The sequence below is a fragment of the Roseburia yibonii genome (assembly GCF_014297335.1).
Lineage (GTDB): Bacteria > Bacillota > Clostridia > Lachnospirales > Lachnospiraceae > Roseburia_D > Roseburia_D yibonii.
In genome coordinates, this window is sequence record NZ_JACOQH010000009.1 from 1 (window position 1) to 21370 (window position 21370).

The 21370-nt window shown below is 42.9% G+C and carries 20 protein-coding genes, 1 tRNA gene and 1 rRNA gene; 10 read left to right on the forward strand and 12 right to left on the reverse strand.

Going from position 1 to position 21370, the window contains the following annotated elements; all coding sequences use genetic code 11:
* The 11 genes from H8Z76_RS11260 to dnaA form a co-directional block, all read right to left on the reverse strand.
* A 16S ribosomal RNA gene (locus H8Z76_RS11260) occupies positions 1 to 105 on the reverse strand; the annotation flags it as partial.
* Positions 106 to 390: 285 nt separating this feature from the next.
* A tRNA-Ser gene (locus H8Z76_RS11265) sits at positions 391 to 478 on the reverse strand.
* A gap of 101 nt (positions 479 to 579) precedes the next feature.
* Complete coding sequence (locus tag H8Z76_RS11270; protein WP_186982544.1) at positions 580 to 1134, reverse strand: Fe-S-containing hydro-lyase; 555 nt, start codon at positions 1132 to 1134, stop codon at positions 580 to 582.
* A 23-nt stretch (positions 1135 to 1157) separates the two neighbouring features.
* Positions 1158 to 2003, reverse strand: coding sequence for a fumarate hydratase (locus H8Z76_RS11275; protein WP_022514287.1), 846 nt, complete (start codon positions 2001 to 2003; stop codon positions 1158 to 1160).
* Positions 2000 to 2899: a putative ABC transporter permease gene (locus H8Z76_RS11280; protein WP_147619335.1), complete on the reverse strand. Its 900-nt coding sequence runs from the start codon at positions 2897 to 2899 to the stop codon at positions 2000 to 2002. The genes H8Z76_RS11275 and H8Z76_RS11280 overlap by 4 nt, the downstream gene beginning before the upstream one ends.
* Before the next feature lie 89 nt (positions 2900 to 2988).
* Positions 2989 to 5493: a DNA gyrase subunit A gene (gene gyrA / locus H8Z76_RS11285; protein ID WP_022514285.1), complete on the reverse strand. Its 2505-nt coding sequence runs from the start codon at positions 5491 to 5493 to the stop codon at positions 2989 to 2991.
* Between the two features lie 13 nt (positions 5494 to 5506).
* Positions 5507 to 7423, reverse strand: coding sequence for a DNA topoisomerase (ATP-hydrolyzing) subunit B (gene gyrB, locus H8Z76_RS11290; RefSeq protein ID WP_022514284.1), 1917 nt, complete (start codon positions 7421 to 7423; stop codon positions 5507 to 5509).
* Positions 7424 to 7452: 29 nt separating this feature from the next.
* Complete coding sequence (gene recF, locus H8Z76_RS11295) at positions 7453 to 8544, reverse strand: DNA replication/repair protein RecF (protein WP_186982545.1); 1092 nt, start codon at positions 8542 to 8544, stop codon at positions 7453 to 7455.
* Positions 8541 to 8750 carry an RNA-binding S4 domain-containing protein gene (locus H8Z76_RS11300; protein ID WP_186982546.1) on the reverse strand — a complete coding sequence of 70 codons (210 nt, stop codon included), beginning with the start codon at positions 8748 to 8750 and terminating at the stop codon, positions 8541 to 8543. Before H8Z76_RS11300 ends, recF begins: the two co-directional genes overlap by 4 nt.
* A 13-nt stretch (positions 8751 to 8763) precedes the next feature.
* The gene (dnaN, locus tag H8Z76_RS11305; protein ID WP_186982547.1) at positions 8764 to 9876 is read right to left on the reverse strand and encodes a DNA polymerase III subunit beta; all 1113 of its coding nucleotides are present in this window, start codon (positions 9874 to 9876) and stop codon (positions 8764 to 8766) included.
* 293 nt (positions 9877 to 10169) lie between these two features.
* The gene (gene dnaA / locus H8Z76_RS11310) at positions 10170 to 11522 is read right to left on the reverse strand and encodes a chromosomal replication initiator protein DnaA (RefSeq protein WP_022514280.1); all 1353 of its coding nucleotides are present in this window, start codon (positions 11520 to 11522) and stop codon (positions 10170 to 10172) included.
* A gap of 495 nt (positions 11523 to 12017) precedes the next feature.
* Between dnaA and rpmH the strand changes: the two genes are divergently transcribed.
* The 8 genes from rpmH to rsmG all read left to right on the forward strand — a co-directional run bounded on the left by rpmH (position 12018) and on the right by rsmG (position 18813).
* A complete protein-coding gene (gene rpmH, locus H8Z76_RS11315) occupies positions 12018 to 12152 on the forward strand; it encodes a 50S ribosomal protein L34 (protein ID WP_147619337.1) in 135 nt (44 codons plus the stop codon).
* A gap of 49 nt (positions 12153 to 12201) precedes the next feature.
* Complete coding sequence (gene rnpA, locus H8Z76_RS11320; protein WP_147619338.1) at positions 12202 to 12534, forward strand: ribonuclease P protein component; 333 nt, start codon at positions 12202 to 12204, stop codon at positions 12532 to 12534.
* Between the two features lie 31 nt (positions 12535 to 12565).
* Complete coding sequence (yidD, locus tag H8Z76_RS11325; RefSeq protein WP_147619339.1) at positions 12566 to 12775, forward strand: membrane protein insertion efficiency factor YidD; 210 nt, start codon at positions 12566 to 12568, stop codon at positions 12773 to 12775.
* Between the two features lie 18 nt (positions 12776 to 12793).
* Positions 12794 to 14056 (forward strand): YidC/Oxa1 family membrane protein insertase, encoded by a 1263-nt coding sequence (locus H8Z76_RS11330; protein ID WP_022514279.1) that lies wholly within the window; start codon positions 12794 to 12796, stop codon positions 14054 to 14056.
* Positions 14057 to 14071: 15 nt separating this feature from the next.
* On the forward strand, positions 14072 to 14701 hold the full coding sequence (gene jag / locus H8Z76_RS11335; protein WP_022514278.1) for an RNA-binding cell elongation regulator Jag/EloR: 630 nt from the start codon (positions 14072 to 14074) through the stop codon (positions 14699 to 14701).
* Positions 14702 to 14767: 66 nt separating this feature from the next.
* A complete protein-coding gene (gene mnmE, locus H8Z76_RS11340; RefSeq protein WP_147619341.1) occupies positions 14768 to 16144 on the forward strand; it encodes a tRNA uridine-5-carboxymethylaminomethyl(34) synthesis GTPase MnmE in 1377 nt (458 codons plus the stop codon).
* 33 nt (positions 16145 to 16177) lie between these two features.
* A complete protein-coding gene (mnmG, locus tag H8Z76_RS11345; RefSeq protein WP_147619342.1) occupies positions 16178 to 18076 on the forward strand; it encodes a tRNA uridine-5-carboxymethylaminomethyl(34) synthesis enzyme MnmG in 1899 nt (632 codons plus the stop codon).
* A gap of 14 nt (positions 18077 to 18090) precedes the next feature.
* Positions 18091 to 18813, forward strand: a complete 723-nt coding sequence (rsmG, locus tag H8Z76_RS11350; RefSeq protein ID WP_022514275.1) for a 16S rRNA (guanine(527)-N(7))-methyltransferase RsmG — start codon at positions 18091 to 18093, stop codon at positions 18811 to 18813.
* Positions 18814 to 18882: 69 nt separating this feature from the next.
* Here rsmG and H8Z76_RS11355 read toward each other — a convergent pair whose 3' ends face one another.
* Positions 18883 to 19827, reverse strand: a complete 945-nt coding sequence (locus H8Z76_RS11355) for an alpha/beta fold hydrolase (protein ID WP_022514274.1) — start codon at positions 19825 to 19827, stop codon at positions 18883 to 18885.
* Positions 19828 to 19991: 164 nt separating this feature from the next.
* Between H8Z76_RS11355 and H8Z76_RS11360 the strand changes: the two genes are divergently transcribed.
* Both H8Z76_RS11360 and H8Z76_RS11365 read left to right on the forward strand, forming a co-directional pair.
* Positions 19992 to 20513: a hypothetical protein gene (locus tag H8Z76_RS11360; RefSeq protein WP_147619344.1), complete on the forward strand. Its 522-nt coding sequence runs from the start codon at positions 19992 to 19994 to the stop codon at positions 20511 to 20513.
* 8 nt (positions 20514 to 20521) lie between these two features.
* Entirely contained in the window at positions 20522 to 21178 is a 657-nt protein-coding gene (locus H8Z76_RS11365; RefSeq protein ID WP_330595065.1) for a response regulator transcription factor, read from the forward strand.
* Positions 21179 to 21370: the final 192 nt, after the last annotated feature.

Genomic DNA, 21370 nt, shown 5'->3' on the forward strand with positions numbered 1-21370 from the left:
CAAAGCAATCACCCCGAAGGGATCAAGCAAAGTGCTTCGTTCGACTTGCATGTGTTAAGCACGCCGCCAGCGTTCATCCTGAGCCAGGATCAAACTCTCATGTTTAAAAGTTGATTCTTTCAGAATTTAGCTTGGCTAAATTTCCGTATCCAGTCCCGAAGGACCGTTACTGTTTTTGGGTGCGTCTTCTTTTGAAAACGCTGCGATTCTGCATTTGAATCGCGTTCTTTGAATTATTCTCTTACGAATCTTTCAAGGTTATTTCACTGTTCAGTTTTCAATGTCCTTTTATTTGTTGTTCTCAGCGACAACTTCTATATCCTATCACAGGTTTTTCTCATTGTCAAGAACTTTTTTGAAATAATTTTCATTTTCTTTTCATACATTAAGCGGAGAAAGAGGGATTTGAACCCTCGCGCCGGTTACCCGACCTACACCCTTAGCAGGGGCGCCTCTTCAGCCTCTTGAGTATTTCTCCTGAACATATGAATTACTATGAAATTATCCTGCGTCTTTGTGACGCATAGATTATATTACTAAATAATTTTCCTTTTGTCAATCACTTATTTTATTTTTTCTCTATTTTTCCTGCGCCCACTCTAATATTGCGGTTTCATAGAGGTTATTTCCCTCAGAATCGACTACCACGATAACCGGAAAATTCTCTACTTCCAGTTTTCGGATTGCCTCTGCTCCTAGATCATCATAACAGACAACCTCTGATTTTGTGATACATTTTGAAAGCAGGGCACCGGCACCACCCACTGCGGCAAAGTAGACCGCGTGATTGCGCACAACTGCTTCGATGACTTCTTTTGTTCTTTTTCCTTTTCCGATCATTGCCTTTTCCCCGAGATCGAGCAGTCTCGGAGCGTACTTATCCATACGGCTGGCTGTGGTCGGACCCGCAGAACCGATCGGCCGTCCCTCTCTTGCAGGTGAAGGTCCCATATAATAGATCGTTGCGTCTTTGATCGGGATCGGAAGTTCTTTTCCCGCATCCAAGACTTCCATCATACGTTTATGCGCCGCATCTCTCGCCACATAGATGGTTCCCGTAATATATACATAGTCACCCGCGTGCAGATCTGCTGTTATCTGTTCTGTGATCGGTGTTTTGATATACTTATCCATCTTTTTTCTCCCTCCTGCCGATTCTAAAGTTCTCGCACGATATGGCGGTTTACATGGCAGCAGATATTGACTGCTACCGGAAGACCGGCAATATGAGTCGGATATGTGTTGATATTTACAGCAAGTGCGGTCGTTGTTCCGCCAAGTCCTCCCGGTCCGATACCGAGACGGTTGATCTTTTCTAACATTTCCTCTTCGAGATCTTTTACATAATCTATTTTGGAATGTTCGTTTACATTTCTCGTCAGTGCCTTTTTTGCGAGCAGCGCACATTTCTCAAAGGTTCCTCCGATTCCTACACCGACGATCATCGGCGGACAGGCATTCGGTCCGGCATCTCTTACTGCTGTAAGGATTGCCTCTTTTACTCCTTCGATTCCATCTGCCGGTTTTAACATGAAGATCCTGCTCATATTTTCGCTTCCGAATCCCTTCGGCGCAACCGTGATCTTTACTTTATCACCCGGGACAATGGAATAGTGTACGATTGCCGGCGTATTGTCTTTGGTATTTTCGCGGAGGATCGGATCTTTTACCACTGATTTTCTGAGATATCCCTCCGTATATCCCTGGCGCACGCCCTCATTGATCGCGTCCTCTAAATTTTCCCCTTCAAAATGGACATCCTGTCCGATTTCCATAAAAATGACAGCCATACCGGTATCCTGGCAGATTGGGATCACTTCTTTATCCGCTATCTCAAGATTCTCTTCGAGCTGTCCTAAAATTTTTTTTCCAAGTGGCGATTTTTCCGTGGACTCCGCATTTTTCAACGCGTCCTCCATATCGGACGACAGGTAATGATTGGCGTGGATGCACATTTCTTTGATGTTTGACGTAATCTGTGCTGTGTCTATCGTTCTTATCATGCTTCTTTGTCCTTTCTGAATTTTTTCATTTTTTCCCTGAGTGATTTCAGATGTATGTTTTTCATGGTTGCGAGTATCTCATTGTTTTCTCTCGACTTCATATCCGGAAAGGCCTTCAACAGACGCTCGAAGCCATATTTTTTCTCTTCCAACAGCCGTTTATATTCCTGATTCAGATTTTCGATCTGACCTTTCAGTTCATCTACATTTTCATTTAAGATCAGCTTTTTGTCTTCGATCTCATTTAACAAATCTTCGTGGTCTTCTTCAAATTTTTCTTTTTTCTCCAGCGCATCCGTCACGTTTTCATAGATATTTTCTCCGATCTGATCGGATATCACATGTATCTTTTTCGATATTTCATTGATCGCAGCAAGCCGCTTATTGAATTTCAAGATCGTTGCTACCGATACGCAGCAATCGGTGACAAATACGCATAAAATCAGCACAAGTAATACGATTCCCGGTGTTTTTGGAAGATATCGTATGAATGCATAAATAATCGGGTGAATGATGAGCATAATAAAGGTACACGCAAATCCCCAGAAAATTGAAAATTTGAGGCAGACATACCCCATGATATTGCATGGCTTATTGGAATAATCCCACCATTTGTTGTGAAACACTTTTTCTAAGATAAAACCTGTCAAAAATTCCAAGATGGACGTAAGAAAAAAGGAACCCACATATAGCAGGAGCAGATTTCTTTTGAGCGGCGTCAGTATAACAATGACCGTAAGCACACCGATCCCATAGATCGGACAATACGGACCGTTTAAAAATCCGCGGTTTACAAATATTCCCCGATCCATTGCCGCATAGGAAACCTCGGAGCACCAGCCAATAAATGCGTAAATAATAAAAATCCACAATACTTCATATAATGTTGTTGGCATTTTATTTTCTCCCCTAATTTCAAGATAAATTTTTTCATTTATTTTGAAATCGACAGCCTGCGGGCACAGGCTGTCGGATTTTTAAGTTTTTATTTTTCGTTTTCAGATTCTGCTTCTTCGGTGTCTTCTGTTTCTTCCTGCGTGGTAAGGGATTTATCCTCTCTTACTTTCGCAATGCTGGCAACCGTGATGTCATCATCCATATTGATCAGCTTCACACCGGAGGTAACTCTTCCAAGCAGTGAAATGTCCTCCACTTTCATACGGATAATGATTCCCTCGGTTGTGATGAGCATGATCTCGCTGTCCTGGTTGACCGCCTTGATACCGATGATATTTCCGGTTTTTTCGGTGATCTTGTAGCACTTCACACCTTTTCCACCACGGTTCTGCGGTGTAAATTCGGTCATAAGTGTTGCCTTGCCAAGACCTTTTTCGGAAACGATAAGAAGCGCGTCTCCCTGCGTGTTCATCTGCATGCCGACTACTTCGTCGCCGTCCGTCAGATTCATACCGATAACACCCATGGATGTTCTTCCGGTACTTCTGACATCCGTCTCATGGAACCGGATACACTGTCCGAATTTGGTAACTAAAATGATATCTTTGTTGTTATCTGTTTTCTTGACCTCGATCAGCTGGTCGTCATCGCGAAGATTGATCGCCGCAAGTCCGGTCTTTCTGACATTTGCGTAATCGGTGATCGGTGTCTTTTTGACAATACCGTTTTTCGTTGCCATAAACAGGTAATTTCCCTCTTTGTACTCACGGATCGGGATAACTGCCGTGATCTTTTCATCCGGCTGCAGCTGTAAAAGATTGATGATTGCCGTTCCTCTTGCGGTTCTTCCCGCTTCCGGAATCTCATAGGCTTTCATACGGTATACTTTTCCCATATTGGTGAAGAACATCAGATAATGGTGGGAGGTCGTCATCAGAAGTTCCTCGATGTAATCGTCCTCTATCGTCTCCATACCCTTGATTCCTTTGCCGCCGCGGTGCTGGCTGCGGAAATTGTCCACGCTCATACGCTTGATATAACCGAGTTTTGTCATTGTGATCACGGTATTGGTCACCGGAATCAGATCCTCCATGGAAATATCATATTCATCATATCCGATGGATGTTCTTCGGTCATCCCCGTATTTGTCAGCGATCGCAAGGATTTCTTCCCGGATCACGCCGAGCAGTTTTTTCTTGTCCGCAAGGATTGCCTTTAATTCCTCGATCTTTGCCATAAGATCTGCATACTCGGTCTCGATCTTCTCTCTTTCCAGACCGGTCAGCGCACGCAGACGCATATCTACGATCGCCTGTGCCTGCGCATCGGATAACGCGAAACGCTCGATCAAACGGTCTTTTGCTTCCTGCGCGTTCTTGCTGGAGCGGATGATGTTGATCACTTCGTCGATATTATCAAGCGCGATCAGTAAGCCCTTTAAGATATGGGCTCTTTCTTCTGCTTTGTTTAAGTCGTATTTGGTACGTCTGGTTACGACTTCTTCCTGATGCAGCAGATAATAATTCAACATTTCGCCGAGATTTAATACCTTCGGCTCATTATTTACCAGCGCAAGCATGGTCACACCAAAGGTATCCTGCAGCTGTGTATGTTTAAATAAAAGATTTAATACCACGTTCGGATTTGCGTCACGGCGCAGTTCGATACATACACGCATACCCTGACGATCCGACTCATCACGCAGATCCGTGATCCCGTCAATCTTTTTGTCTTTGACAAGCTCCGCTATTTTTTCGATCAGTCTTGCCTTGTTTACCATGTACGGAAGCTCCGTTACTACGATACGGTTCTTTCCGTTTTGCATCGGCTCGATATTGGTCACCGCGCGGACACGCACTTTTCCACGGCCGGTGCGGTATGCTTCGTTGATTCCTGTAGTTCCGAGGATCATGCCTCCGGTCGGGAAATCCGGTCCTTTTACGATCTCGAGCAGTTCCTCAATATCGGTGCCGCGGTCCTCTTTTACCTGGTTATCGATGATCTTTACCACGGCGTTTATGACTTCGCGCAGATTATGCGGCGGTATGTTGGTTGCCATACCTACGGCGATACCTGTTGTTCCGTTTACCAAAAGATTCGGAAAGCGCGCCGGAAGTACGACCGGCTCTTTCTCCGTCTCATCAAAGTTTGGCATGAAATCCACGGTATCTTTGTTGATGTCCGCAAGCATTTCCATGGAGATCTTACTCAAACGCGCTTCTGTGTATCGCATGGCAGCGGCTCCGTCGCCATCGACAGAACCAAAGTTTCCATGACCGTCTACAAGCGGATATCTCGTAGACCAGTCCTGTGCCATATTTACAAGTGCTCCGTAAATAGAGCTGTCACCGTGCGGGTGATATTTACCCATGGTATCACCGACGATACGGGCGCATTTTCGATGTGGCTTATCCGGACCGTTGTTCAATTCTATCATGGAATACAGCACTCTTCGCTGTACCGGCTTCAAACCATCTCTTACATCCGGCAGCGCGCGGGACGCGATAACGCTCATGGCGTAATCAATGTAAGAGGATTCCATTGTTTTCTTTAAGTCAACCTCATGAATCTGATCAAAAACTTTATCATCCATTTACCTAAACCTCCTATACGTCCAGATTCTGAACGTATTTTGCATTCGCTTCTATAAATTCTCTTCTTGGCTCTACTTTATCTCCCATCAAGGTGGTAAAGGTAACATCAATTTCGGAAGAGGATTCCTCGTCTACGATTACTTTTTTCAAAATACGTTTCTCCGGGTCCATGGTTGTCTCCCAGAGCTGTTCCGCATCCATCTCACCAAGACCTTTGTAACGCTGGATCTTGTTGTTTCCGTCACGTCCAATCTCAGTTAAAATTTTATTTAATTCCTCATCACTGTAGGCATACCATACGTTTTTGTTCTTTTCGATCTTGTAAAGAGGCGGCTGTGCCAGGTATACATGTCCCTGTTTGATCAGTTCCGGCATAAAACGGTATAAGAAGGTGAGCATCAGTGTACTGATATGCGCACCGTCGACATCGGCATCGGTCATGATGATGATCTTGTTGTAACGAAGTTTGGAAATATCAAAATCCTCATGGATTCCGGTTCCAAACGCAGTGATCATCGCCTTGATCTCCGCATTGCCGTAAATCTTGTCCAGTCTCGCTTTCTCTACGTTTAAGATCTTTCCTCGAAGCGGAAGGATTGCCTGTGTTGCACGGCTTCTCGCTGTTTTTGCGGAACCACCGGCGGAATCTCCCTCGACGATAAAGATCTCGCAGTTTTTCGGATCTTTATCTGAGCAGTCCGCTAATTTTCCAGGCAGAGACATTCCCTCAAGCGCCGTTTTTCTTCTGGTCAGATCACGCGCTTTTCTCGCTGCTTCTCTCGCGCGCTGCGCAAGCAGTGATTTTTCGCATATCGTCTTTGCGATTGCCGGATTCTGCTCAAGAAAGTAGGTAAGCTGTTCACTGACTACTGAGTCCACCGCTCCCCTTGCCTCGCTGTTTCCGAGTTTCTGTTTGGTCTGCCCTTCAAACTGCGGTTCCTCGATCTTGATACTGATGATCGCCGTAAGTCCTTCTCTGATATCATCACCGGTAAGCGGCGGCTCGTTATCCTTTAAGATCTTGTTTGCCTTGGCATAGGCATTGAATGTCTTTGTCATGGCATTACGGAAACCGGCAAGATGCGTACCACCTTCCGGCGTGATGATATTATTTACAAAACTGAATGTCGTGTCATTGAAAGAATCATTGTGCTGCATGGCAACTTCCACATAAACTCCGTCACGCGTGCCCTCGCAGTAAATGACCTGATCGTAAAGAGCTTCTTTGCTCTTGTTTAAGTAAGTGACAAATTCCTTGATACCTCCGGCATAGTGATATTCTTCCTGACGCTCCGGATTTTCTCTTTTGTCCAGCAAAACGATGCGCAGATTCTTGGTAAGAAACGCCGTCTCACGCAGACGCTGTTTTAAGGTTCCAAAATCATAAACGGTCTCCTCAAAGATCGTATCATCCGGCTTGAACGTAACTTTGGTTCCATGTTTCGCGATATCACATTCGCCGGTAACCTTTACCTCGCCGTCCGCTTTTCCGCGCTTGTAACTCTGTGAATAGATTTTTCCATCATGATAAACTTCGACTGTAAGCCAGTTTGACAACGCATTTACAACAGACGCGCCTACGCCATGCAGACCGCCGGACACTTTGTATCCTCCGCCTCCAAATTTACCACCTGCATGCAGCACGGTAAATACGACTTCCAGCGCGGATTTTCCTGCTTTATGGTTCATTCCGACCGGAATACCACGTCCGTCATCTTCGACCGTAATGGAATTGTTCTCATTGACGGTCACATAGATATTTTTACAAACACCCGCCAATGCCTCATCTACCGCATTGTCTACGATCTCGTACACCAGATGGTGCAATCCTCTCGCAGACGTACTGCCGATGTACATACCCGGTCTTTTACGAACTGCCTCTAATCCTTCCAAAATCTGAATTTGATCTGCTCCGTATTCAGCACTCATTCTAAATCCTCCTATTCACGGAAACTACCCTACATTTCTGTTGTCTCACTTACATGTCCATCTATCACATGAAAAACTTTGTCTATCTGAAACCTGTTTCTTACAAATTCATCCAGACCGGTACAGGTGATCATGGTCTGAATATCGTGTATACTGTTTAATAAATAATTCTGTCTGTTGCTGTCAAGTTCGGACAATACATCATCCAGAAGAAGCACTGGCGTGTCATGGATCGTCTGACGCACCAGTTCGATCTCCGATAATTTTAAGGATAACGCGGATGTCCGCTGCTGTCCCTGGGAACCGAATTTGCGGATGTCCACCCCGCGGATAAAAAACGATATGTCATCTCTGTGCGGTCCCACGGAGGTCTGCGCATATTTTCTGTCCTTTTCCCGGACACGGTTTAACTCATCTTCCAAACATTCAGCGTCTATGTTTGGTTCATACCGAAGAACCAGTTCTTCTCTTTTTCCGGAAATATTTCTATGTATCCCTGTTACGATCTCACTTAATTCTTCGACAAACTGTCTTCTCCGCCGGATCAGCCTTTTGCCATATTCTACCAACTGCATGTCCCAGACCGGAAGCGTCTCCATCAGCTGCGGCTGGTGCTGCATATCCTTTAACAGCCGGTTACGCTGCATCAGGATCTTGTTGTATCTGGTCAGATCGGACAAATAGATTTTGTCTAACTGGCAAATCTCGGCATCCAGAAATCTTCTCCGCTCGGAAGGGCCGTTTTTTATGATATTTAAATCCTCCGGCGAAAAAAAGACCATATTCAGGATCCCGAATAATTCACTCGCCTTTTTGATCGGCACTTTATTGATTGCAATGCCCTTGCTGCGGTTTTTTTTCAGATGAATATCCAGCTGATATTCTTTTCCCTGCTTCTCCACGATCGTGCGGATATGGGATTCATCCTCTCCAAACCGTATCATGTCCTTATCGCGGCTGCCCTTGTGGGATTTAGTCGTCCCGCTGACATAAGCAGCCTCAAGGATATTGGTCTTCCCCTGGGCATTATCACCAAACAAAATATTAGTTCCACTATCAAATTTCAGATCCAGATCTTCGTAATTACGAAAATTCTTTAATTCAATAGATTTTAAGATCATCCTACAATCTTTATCATTTCTCCATCAAAAGAAACGATATCTCCATCATGAAGTTTCTTTCCTCTGCGGCATTCCACTTCACCGTTTACCTCAACCTGTCCTTCGTTGATCACGATCTTTGCTTCCACACCGGATCCAACCATGCCGGCAAGCTTCATTGCCTGTCCAAGTTTTATAAATTCATCTTTTATCTTTACTTCTTTCATTTTTTACCCATCCTTAATTTGCCGCAGCATTAAAATTTACCGGAAGAATCAGGTAAATATAGGTTTCATCGTCATCCTTGATAAAGCATGGCGCTTTCGGATTGACCATGTAAAGTGCCACTTCTTCATCATCGATCACGCGGAGCGCATCAATGAAAAATTTCGGGTTAAAGCCAATCAGGATATCTTTTCCGTCTTTTTTGACATCAATCTCCTCATCCATGGAACCGATGAAAGAATTGATCTTTAACTGTACACTGTCATCCGTCACATTCATGATGATCGGCTTTTTGTCACCTTCTTTTACAAGAAGTGTCGCACGGTCGATACAGTCAAGCAGCTCTCTTTTGTTGATCTTTACTTTTGTTTCATAATCCGAGGAAAGCATCTGCTCGATCTTGAAATATTCTCCCTCGATCAGGCGGGATACGACCGTTGTATTGTCAAATTCAAATACAATGTGATTTTCCGTGATATAAATATCTACTTCAGAATCCGCGTTTCCAGGCAGGATCTTACTTACTTCCTGCAATGTTTTTCCGGGTACGACCACTTTTTTGTGCTCATAATTTTCTTTTAACTGGATCTTGCGGATGGAAATACGATGTCCGTCCAGGGAAACCACTTTCAGTTCATTTTCATTGATCTCAAACAATTCGCCGGTCATCAGCTTGTTGTTGTCATTGTCCGCAATGGAAAAGATCGTCTGGCGGATCACTTCTTTTAAGGTGAACTGCGAAATATGAACGGATTCATTACGTTCAATAAATGGAATATAGGAGAAATCATCACCGGATTTTCCTACAATATTGAATTTCGCTTTTTCACAGGTGATCGTCGTTTTGAAATTACTGTCGGTTTCGATCGTTACATCGCTGTCCGGTAATTTGCGGACAATCTCGGAAAAGATCTTTGCGTCAAGCGCGATGATACCACGTTCTTCAATCTGACCTTCAATCTTGGTTTCGATTCCAAGTTCCATATCATTCGCAGTCAGTTTTATCTCATTTGTAGAAGCATCAATTAAAATACATTCTAAGATAGCCATCGTCGTACGGGTCGGTACTGCTTTGGAAACAATATTAACTCCGTAAAGTAAATTTTGTTTGGAACAGATTAATTTCATGATGTGTAAAACTCCTTCCTGGCATATAGATATAATTATAAAAGTAATTCAAAGTCTTATTCTTAGAGGTTGTTAATAAGTTAATAACTCTCGTAAGCACGATAGATTAAGGCTTTAAAGAAAAATGTAAAGGGCAAAACCATGTGAAAAGCATGCGGATGAAAACTGGATGGGATGTGAATAAGGATTTTTGCCACAGAGAGTGAAAATACACTTTTCACACCATATCCAATAGATTTACACACATTTTTGCCAAGTTATCCACAATTTTTGTGGATAACTACTCGAAATTGTTAATTAGGGTTGATTTTCTTCTTAATTGTGTCGATTAAACTGCGTGTTGCCTCAGTGGACTCGTATTCCTCACCGATTTTTTTGATACCATGAATAATGGTAGAGTGATCCCTTCCACCTAAAAGAGATCCGATACCATCCAAAGAAATATCTGTCATGTTTTTGCAGAGGTACATCGCAATCTGACGCGGCTTCGCAATTTCGCTGCTGCGGCTTTTGGATTTCATCTGCTCTGGCGTGATCTGAAAATGTTCGGACACAACATCGATGATAAGCTGTGGTGTCACTTCGTTTTGTTTGTCCGGAGAGATGACGTTTTGCAGTTCGCGGACAGCAAGATCCATTGTGATCGGTGTATGTACCAGATTGGAAAATGCCATCAGCTTGTTGAGCGCGCCTTCCAGTTCACGGATATTGGATTTGATATTATTCGCGATGTAACTCAAAATATCGTCATCCAGTTCAAAATTGTCCGTTTCAGTTTTCCGGCGTAAGATCGCCATTCGTGTTTCGTAATCCGGAGAACCGATATCCGCAGTAAGTCCGCATTCAAAGCGGGAACGGATCCGTTCTTCCAGGGTTTCCATATCTTTTGGAGGCTTATCGGAAGATATAACGATCTGTTTGTCTGCCAGATAGAGCTCGTTAAAGGTATGGAAAAATTCTTCCTGCGTACTTTCCTTTCCAATGATAAACTGAATATCATCGATTAGGAGAACATCGATGTTACGGTATTTTTCACGGAACTTTGTCATTGCCGTATTGTTTCCGTTACGGATGGCATCGATCAGTTCATTCGTAAAACTCTCGGAAGAAACATATAAAATCTTGGCATCCGGTCGGTTTGCCTGAATGAAGTGGGCGATGGAATGCATCAGGTGCGTCTTTCCAAGTCCCACGCCTCCGTATAAAAACAGAGGATTGTATACTTCACCCGGAGATTCCGCCACCGCGAGGGAAGCGGCATGGGCCAGACGGTTGTTGTTGCCGACGACAAAAGTATCGAACGTATAATTCGGGTTTAAATTTGAAATATCGGTCGTACCGGAAGTCGGTGCGGGTTTCTTATTATAGGAAGATTTGATCTTTTTCTCCTGCTCCGGCAAAATAAAAGAAATATCATAGTCCTGTCCGGTCTGGTTCGCGACGGCGACTTTGATCGGAAGCGTATATTTCTTTTCAATGAAATCCCGTGCCATTTTTTCCAGAGGAACCAGGATGTATAGCTTGTCTCCCTGTACATCAGATACAGAAAGCGGTTTTAACCATGTGTTGAAGGATACTTCGGTAAGTTCATATTCTTCTTTTACTTCCTGTAAAATCTTATCCCATTTTTCTAAAATCTGTTCCATGTTCCATCTCCATTTTTTATGTATCTCAAGAAGTGCTATTTCGCCCCTGGATTGCAGAAAGCAAAATAACACACTTTCTATAATAAACTAAAAGTGTCAAATAAGCAATTGTTAATTCTTGATAAAAGATGGTATGAGACACGCAATGAAAGAACGGTACAGGGGATAAGGGAAATGTTTAAAATGTGGAATAGGGGCTTTCACGCTAATTTAAAGGTCAAACTGACGCGAACGGGTGAAAAATGAAAAGTCCCACAAACAGGATATAAACAGGGAAAAAAGCGGATATCCACAGCATGTCCACAAAAAGTACAAAATGTAGATAAAATGGGTTTCTACCTTATATATATAGTGTTCATGTTGATATGTGGAAAGGTACCTTCCGGCCTTTTAAAATAAGGGACGTGAAAAAAAAGCAGGTTTTGCTTGACTTTAGAGGGTTTTTTGATATAATTGAGAATGATGTTTTTTAACATAGAGGAGGTGGATACCAAGATGAAGATGACATTTCAGCCGAAGAAATGCTCCAGAAAAAGAGTGCATGGCTTCAGAAAAAGAATGAGTACAGCAGGCGGAAGAAAAGTATTGGCTGCAAGAAGATTAAAAGGAAGAAAGAAATTATCAGCATAGGCCACAGCTTTTGTGGTCTTTTCTTCTTTCTTTCCAAGAATGAAAAAGAATGGAATCATTAAAAAAGAACAGAGATTTTCAGAATGTATATAAGAAGGGCAGGTCTTACGCGAACCGCCTTTTAGTCATGTATGTTCTTGAAAATCAGACCGATTGTAACAGAATAGGGATATCAGTAAGCAAAAAAGTAGGAAATAGTGTTATAAGACATCATCTTACCCGTTTGATCCGGGAAAGTTACAGACTACACGAGGACATGTTCAATAATGGTTTGGACATTGTAGTTGTCACAAGGGTATCGGCAAAGGGCGCATCGTATCATGAAGTGGAGAGTGCGCTGTTACACCTTGGACGTCTTCACAAAATAATCAGTACAAAATAATTCTTTGAATGAAAAAGAAGATGGAATAATTTTGAAAAAAATTTTAATTGCTTTAATTAAATTTTATAGAAAATATTTATCACCGCTGAAGACAACAAAATGTCCGTATTATCCGACCTGTTCGACGTACGGACTGCAGGCTGTGGAAAAATATGGTGCCGTAAAAGGCGGCGCGCTGGCGGCGTGGAGAATATTGAGATGTAATCCTTTTTCAAAAGGTGGATATGATCCAGTTCCATAAATTCAGGAGGGCTTTCTTGTGACAGAAATAGTATTAACACAGTATTCCGGAAAGATACTGGGTCCGATCGCGCGTTTCTTCGGTTGGATCATGAACGGAATCTATATGTTCTTTTCCAATACATTTGGAGTGGAAAGTATTGCGTTATCGATCATCATACTTACCATGCTCATTTATCTGTGTATGTTTCCGCTGACATTAAAACAGCAGAAATTTTCTAAATTATCACAGAAAATGCAGCCGGAACTTCAGGCAATTCAGAAAAAATACGGCAACCGGAAAGATCAGGCTTCCATGATGGCTATGCAGGAAGAAACACAGAAACTGTATGAAAAATACGGTATTTCTCCGACCGGAAGCTGTTTACAGGCAGTTGTCCAGATGCCGATCTGGTTTGCTTTGTATCGTGTATTTCAGAATGTACCTGCTTATGTCAGCAGTGTAAAAGGTGTGTTCGCGGATCTCGTAAACGGGATCATGAACGTTTCCGGTTATCAGAACATCATGACGAAACTGACGGAAACCTATAACCTTGGCGTACAGACGGATTTTACCGTAAAAGATAAGACCGCGTTATATAATTATATTGTTGATGTTGTTTATAAACTTCCGTCCAGTGGATGGGATACCTTAAAGGATAAATTTCCGGATCTCTCCGGTGTGATCGATACAACAAACACATCGGTGCATGGGTTCAATTATTTCCTCGGAATGAACATTTCCGATACACCGCTTGCAATCATTAAGAATGCAGCTTCCAATCATTTATACCTGATCCTGATCGCAGCGATCCTGGTTCCGGTATTTTCCTACATCACTCAGGTGTTGAGCTTGAAGCTGATGCCGCAGGCGGGTGGCGATAATGACCAGATGGCAAAACAGATGAAGATGATGAACAATACGATGCCGGTATTTATGGCATTTATGTGTTTTATCACACCGGTTGGTCTTGGTATTTACTGGATCGCAGGTGCGGTATGCAGAATTGCTCAGCAGTTTTTGATCAACAAGCATATGGAAAAAGTAAATCTGGACGACATCATTGCTAAGAATCAGGAAAAAGCAAAGAAGAAGCGTGAGAAGATGGGCATTGCGGAGAATCAGATCAACAATGCGGCACGCATGAGTACCAGAAGAAATACAACACTGTCCACTCTTACAGAAGAAGAAAAAGAGGAAAAATTAAAAAAAGCTGCCGAGTATACCAGCAAGGCGAATCCGAACAGCCTGGCGGCAAAAGCGAATATGGTACGGGAATTTAACGAGAAAAACAATAAATAGTCAGGGGGCAGTACTATGGATTATATTGAAGTAACTGGCAAAACAGTTGAAGATGCAAGAACAGAGGCTTTGATAAAATTAGGTACAACGAGTGACCAGATCGAGGTTGAGATCCTTGAGAAGGGAAGCTCCGGTTTCCTTGGAATCGGAAGCAAACCGGCGGTGATCCGTGTCCGCAGAAAATTCACCATGGAAGATTGTGTCAGAGACTTCTTAACGCAGGTATTTGATGCGATGGATCTTACAGTGGACATTTCCGTGGAAGTGGAAGAGGATAATCATACGGTAAACGTAGAGTTAAAGGGAGATGAAATGGGAGTCCTGATTGGTAAGAGAGGACAGACCTTAGATTCCCTTCAGTATCTGACAAGCCTGGCACTGAACCGTCATACCGATGAGTATGTGAAGGTAAAACTGGATACGGAAGATTACAGAAAGCGGAGAAAAGAAACGCTGGAAAATCTTGCGAAGAACATTGCATATAAGGTAAAACGTACAAAACGTCCGGTTTCGTTGGAACCGATGAATCCTTTTGAACGAAGAGTGATTCATTCTACCTTGCAAAATGATAAATATGTTTCTACACACAGTGAAGGGGAAGAGCCTCACAGACATGTGGTCGTTACATTAAAGAAAGATAAATAGGAACATAAAGGGTGTTTTTAAACGGCTTCGGTTAAAAACACCCTTTTCTATCATAGGGAGGAATCTATGACGACAGATACGATTGCTGCGATCGCCACCGGAATGACAAATTCCGGGATCGGAATTGTGCGCGTCAGCGGAGAGGACGCATTTTCGATCGTAGATAAAATTTACCGCTCCAAAAGCGGAACAAAAAAATTATCCGAGATGAAAAGTCATACCATTCACTATGGACATATTGTGGATGGAGATGAGGTGATCGATGAGGTCATGGTGCTTCTGATGCGGGCTCCGAATTCGTATACAAGGGAAGATACGATAGAGATCGACTGTCATGGCGGTGTCCTTGTAGTCAAAAAGATATTGGAGACTGTGATAAAGTATGGCGCGAGACCGGCAGAACCGGGAGAATATACAAAGCGCGCTTTTTTGAATGGAAGGATCGATCTTTCCCAGGCGGAATCCGTCATGGATGTGATCAATGCGAAAAATGATTTTGCGTTAAAGACTTCCATGAAACAGTTAGAAGGATCCGTTTTAAATGTGATTAAGGAGATCCGCGGAAAAATCCTGCATCAGATCGCGTATATCGAATCTGCGCTGGATGATCCTGAGCATTATGATATCGACGGTTACGGCGAAGAGCTGGATCAGATCGTAGAAACGGAATTAAAAAAGATCGAAAAACTGCTTGCGACAGCAGACAATGGAAAGCTTTTAAAAGAAGGGATCAATACGGTGATTGTTGGAAAACCGAATGCCGGAAAGTCTTCGCTTTTAAATTCGCTTGTCGGAAAAGAGCGCGCGATCGTGACGGACGTCGCGGGAACGACCAGAGATGTGCTGGAGGAGCAGATCAATTTAAATGGGATCAGTTTAAATATCATAGATACGGCGGGAATCCGTGACACCGAAGATATTGTGGAAAAGATCGGGGTCACAAAGGCAAAAGAATATTTAAAAGAGGCAGATCTGGTCATTTATGTTGTGGATTCTTCAAGAGAATTAAGCGAAGAAGACCATGACATCATAAAAATGATCGAGGATCGCAATGCGATCGTACTGCTCAATAAATCGGATCTTACTCCGGTAACATCGCGGGAAGAAATGGAAAAGCTGCTGGATAAGAAAGTGATTTCTGTTTCAGCGAAGGAACATCTTGGGATCAATGAACTTGAGGAAACGATAAAGACGATGTTTTTCCATGGAAAACTGGAATTTAATGATGAGGTTTATATCACCAATGTGCGGCATAAAGCAGCACTGAAAAATGCCTGCGACAGTCTTGCCATGGTGCGAAAGAGTATTGCGGACGGAATGCCGGAAGATTTTTATTCCATAGACCTTATGAGTGCTTATGAAGAACTCGGAAAGATCATCGGAGAGGCAGTGGATGATGATCTGGTCAATGAAATTTTCAGCAAATTCTGTATGGGAAAATAATTTACAAATTTAGAGTTAAAGGAAGGATAAAAAATGCCGTCAGTAGTAGAAGAAAGTTATGACGTTTGTGTAGTCGGCGCGGGACATGCCGGTTGTGAGGCAGCGCTTGCATGTGCAAGACTTGGACTTGAGACCATAGTGTTTACCGTAAGTGTGGACAGTATTGCGATGATGCCATGTAACCCGAATATCGGAGGAAGCTCCAAGGGACATCTGGTGAGAGAGCTGGATGCGCTCGGCGGTGAGATGGGTATCAATATCGATAAGACATTTATCCAGTCAAAGATGCTCAACAAGTCGAAAGGCCCTGCGGTTCATTCATTGCGCGCACAGGCTGATAAGGCAAATTACAGCATGGAGATGCGAAAGACACTGCAGAATACCGAGCATCTTACCATTCGTCAGGCGGAAGTGTCCGAGATCATCACGGAAAATGATGTGATCGCCGGAGTAAAAACTTTTTCGGGAGCGGTTTATCACAGCCGTGCGGTCGTGCTTTGTACCGGAGTTTACTTAAAAGCCCGCTGTCTGTATGGGGATGTCGTGAATTATACCGGGCCGAACGGACTGATGGCGGCAAATCATCTGACCGATTCCCTGAAGGAACACGGGATAGAGATGTTCCGGTTTAAGACGGGAACACCGGCGCGTATTGACAAGCGTTCCATTGATTTTTCCAAAATGCAGGAACAGCGCGGCGATGAAAAGATCGTACCGTTTTCGTTTACAACAAATCCGGAGGATGTACAGATCGATCAGGTTTCCTGCTGGCTCACTTATACGAATGAGAAAACACATGAGATCATAAGGGAAAATCTTGACCGTTCGCCGATGTATTCCGGAAAAATTAAAGGAACCGGTCCGCGTTACTGTCCATCTATCGAGGATAAAGTTGTCCGTTTTGCGGAAAAAGACAGACATCAGCTTTTTGTGGAGCCGGAAGGATTAAATACCAATGAGATGTATATCGGCGGGATGTCAAGTTCTATGCCGGAGGATGTGCAGTATGCCATGTACAGAACGGTTCCGGGACTGGAAAACTGCAGGATCGTAAGAAATGCCTATGCGATCGAGTACGACTGCATCAATCCGGTTCAGTTAAAACCTTCGCTTGAATTTAAAAAGATCAAAGGGCTTTTTTCCGGCGGGCAGTTCAATGGAAGCAGCGGATATGAAGAGGCAGCGGCGCAGGGACTTGTTGCGGGAATCAATGCGGCGATGTATTTAAAAGGAGAAGAACCGCTGATTCTGGATCGTTCGGAATCTTATATTGGCGTTCTGATCGATGATCTGGTAACGAAGGAGACAAAAGAACCGTATCGTATGATGACTTCAAGAGCAGAGTATCGTCTGCTGCTGCGTCAGGATAATGCGGATCTTCGTCTTTCCAAATACGGATATCGTGTCGGGCTGATCTCGAAGGAACGTTATGACTGGGTGGAAAAAAAGGAACAGCTCATTGCAGATGAGATCAAACGTCTGGATTCGGTTCATGTCGGCGCAAACAGCAAGGTGCAGGAACTTTTGGAACAGTATGGAAGTGTTCCGTTAAATACCGGAACGTCTTTGAGTGAACTGATCCGAAGACCGGAGCTCTGTTATGAGATGCTTGCACCGATCGATACGGATCGTGTGGAACTTCCGGCGGAAGTGATCGAGCAGATCAACATCAATATCAAATACGATGGTTACATCAAACGGCAGATCAAGCAGGTGGAGCATTTTAAGAAGCTGGAAAAGAAGCGGATCCCGGAAGATTTTGATTATGATGATGTGGGAAGTCTGCGTCTTGAGGCGAGACAGAAGTTAAAGCTTTACAAGCCGATCTCAATCGGTCAGGCATCCCGTATTTCCGGTGTTTCACCGGCTGATATTTCTGTGCTTTTGGTTTATATGGAACAGATGCATTACAGAAAAGAACATGAAAAGTAAAAATGAGGTTTGATATGGCTTACGATTTTACATGGTTTAAACAGATACTCGAAAAATGGAACATCACACTGAGCGAACAGCAGGAGTATCAGTTTGGTACATACTACGAGATGCTGATCGAAAAAAATAAAGTGATGAATCTGACGGCGGTTACCGAATTTGATGAAGTGGTAAAAAAGCATTTTCTGGACAGTATTTCGCTCGGACAGTTTGAAGCGCTGGATGAAAAAAAGACCATGCTGGATCTCGGAACCGGAGCCGGTTTTCCAGGTATTCCGCTAAAGATCATATATCCGGATCTTATGATCACGCTGGCGGATTCCTTAAATAAAAGAATCCTTTTTCTTGAGGAAGTAATAAGTGAACTGGGGCTTACCGGAATTACCGCAGTGCATGCGCGTGCGGAAGAATTAGCGAAAGACCGTGCGTACCGCGAACAGTTTGATTACTGTGTTTCGCGTGCGGTTGCAAATCTGTCTACGCTCTGTGAGTACTGCATTCCTTTTGTAAAAGAAGGTGGAAAGTTTATCTCTTACAAATCCGGTGAGATCGAGGAAGAATCAGCGGCAGCAAAACACGCAGTCTTCCTGCTCGGTGGTGAGTTAAAGGAAATCCATAAGTTTGAGATACCGCAGACGGATCTGCATCGTTCGTTTGTGGTGATCGAAAAAGTGAAAAAGACACCGAAGGCTTATCCGCGGAAAGCGGGTACTCCGTCAAAGATGCCGCTCAAATAAAAAAATCCCCATTCTTTTTTCTGTGGAGAAAAGAATGGGGATTTGTCTGTCATAGATTGTAAAAAGATATTATTCTAAAAACATCGCGATGAGATCCGCAAGTTTGTCCGGAACTTCCAGCTGTGGAAGATAGGCTGCATTGGAAAGATAAGCAGTTTCAATTCCGGAATTGTAGATCAGATACTGGTTGATCGTCTGAATGGAGCTTGCGTAATTCCGGCTTCCGATCAGGCAGAGATTATCCATGCCTTTTAAAGCGTGCGCAATACTGATGTTGGTGTAATGTGCGAGTTTGCTTGCAAGAAGATAACGTCCCCTGCCATTTCCAATATGCGCGGATTCAAAATAAATATCCTCGAATTTGGAAGAAACCAGGGATTTTTTGTAATAATATTTATTTTCAAAAATTTCGTTGAAATGACGTTCGTGCATCCACACATTGTAGATAAACGTTCCGATGATCGGACAATCGATCACTTTCTTTAAAATATCTGTTCTGGTATCCGGGCTCACGGTGAGAGACTTTAAATCCTCCGGATTGATAATGATCACTTTATCAAACAGACCGGCATACATCTTATTGCACATGATCGTGAAAGAACCCGATGATCCTGTAGCTGCCACAGAAGGAGTTCCTTTGATCACATCTTTTACAAAGTCATGTAAAAACTGAACAAACAGGTAGTTGGAATAGATCATTTCCGGTTTGTCAGAATGACCGCACCCCGGAAGATCGACCGTATAAACCGTGTGGTTCTTTTCCAGTTTCTTTATCATGCGGGTCCATTCGTAGGACGAACTGCTCGGATCAAGATCGTGGATCAGAAGGAGTGGTTGTCCATTTCCGTGTTTGGTAAAAAATATATTTCCATAGCGCCACTTATAGTAGTTTCCGCTGTATGAGGACGTCAGATTTTTTAATGAAGCGGTATAGTTGATTACTTTATTTATGGCATGTAATCCTGCAACTGAAGCAGTAGTCAGAAAAACAAAATGCCGGAATCTTTTGCCCATAAGGATACCTCCATTTTCAAATTGTTTTGATACTATTATTATAGACGAAATGAAGGGTGTTTACAAATAAATTTTTCTTTCAATCTTTTTTAAAATAGTATAAACTTAATGTGTAATCTGAAATAGAACAGATAGAACGTATGTTCTAAAAAAACAGGAGAGAAATGGTAATACAATATCTGGAAAAATATCAAAAATCTTTATTGAAAGAAAAAGCGGACTGTGAAGAAGCGTATGAAAAGACAGATCAGAAGATAAAAAGCAATCTGGAATTTCGTGAAATTTTAGCACAAAAGAGTGACCCGGATTACGAGGCATTTACGCCACATGTCGTTCATCCGAGAGAAAAAGAAAAAATTAGTGAGCTGAAGGTTGAAGAAGAAAAATTGAGAAAAAGAAAAGATGAATTGAAAACGCGTATCACGGAGTTGGAAGGAAAACTCGATGAATTAAAAAGTGTGATCACAGAGGCACTTGAAACCGAGAAACAGCAGGAAAAGAAAAAACAGCAGGAAAGAATACAAAATTGGAATACGTCAGGGATGGATGATCCGGATATACTGATCACAAAATTAGAGTTATGTAAAAAAATTGCTCTGGTAGATCCGCATCGCTGCCAGGATGAACTGCGGTTGTTACTTGAAAAAGTAAAAGAGTGGAAAGATGGATCTACGGAGGAGAGATAGATTTGGCTGTGAAAATTGTGATCGCGGATGACCATGTAATGTTTCGGGAAGGATTGAAACAGATCCTGGAACTGGATGAAAAAATCCGTGTTGTTGCGGAAGCATCGGATGGAGCAGAGTGTATTGAGGTTTTGCAGAATGCAAGACAGGAAAGTGAGCCGGATGTTTTGCTGTTGGATATTGCTATGCCCGGAATGAATGGATTTCAGGTAGTGGATGTTTTGAAAAAAAGTGGAAATGTAATACCAATATTGATACTTACCGCATCTAATGAGATGGATTATCTGATCCATGCGATCAATCTGGGAGTGGATGGTTATCTGTTGAAAGAGTGTGGAACAGCGGAATTGAAAAAAGCAATTTTTACGATTGTGGATGGTAAGTCCTATATCCAACCGAATCTGGTTCCTCTTTTACAGCAGACCATGAAAAAGAAAAAGCTGGCGAAGAAAAAGCTGGATTCACTGACGGATCGGGAGGGAGAACTTCTTAAACTGCTTTCGGATGGAATGAGCAACAAGGATATTGCGGAACGGTTGTCCCTAAGTGAGCGCACGGTCAAAAATCATTTGTCCAGTATATTTAAAAAGTTAGAAGTTATGGATCGGACACAGGCGGCAGTCTTTGCAATTCGAAACCACTTTATTTATACGAGCGAATCATAATGAAAGATAAAATTGAAATGTTTCACGTGAAACATTATATGGAAGACAGTAGTATAGTAATATGACAGTAATATCACGGTATAATATATCGTGATATTTTTTTGAATCATAGGAAATTCCTTCCTATGATTCAAAAACGCTCCGCGGGGATGCGCAGCTCGCGGAGATGAAGTTTATGTTGAACATACCGCT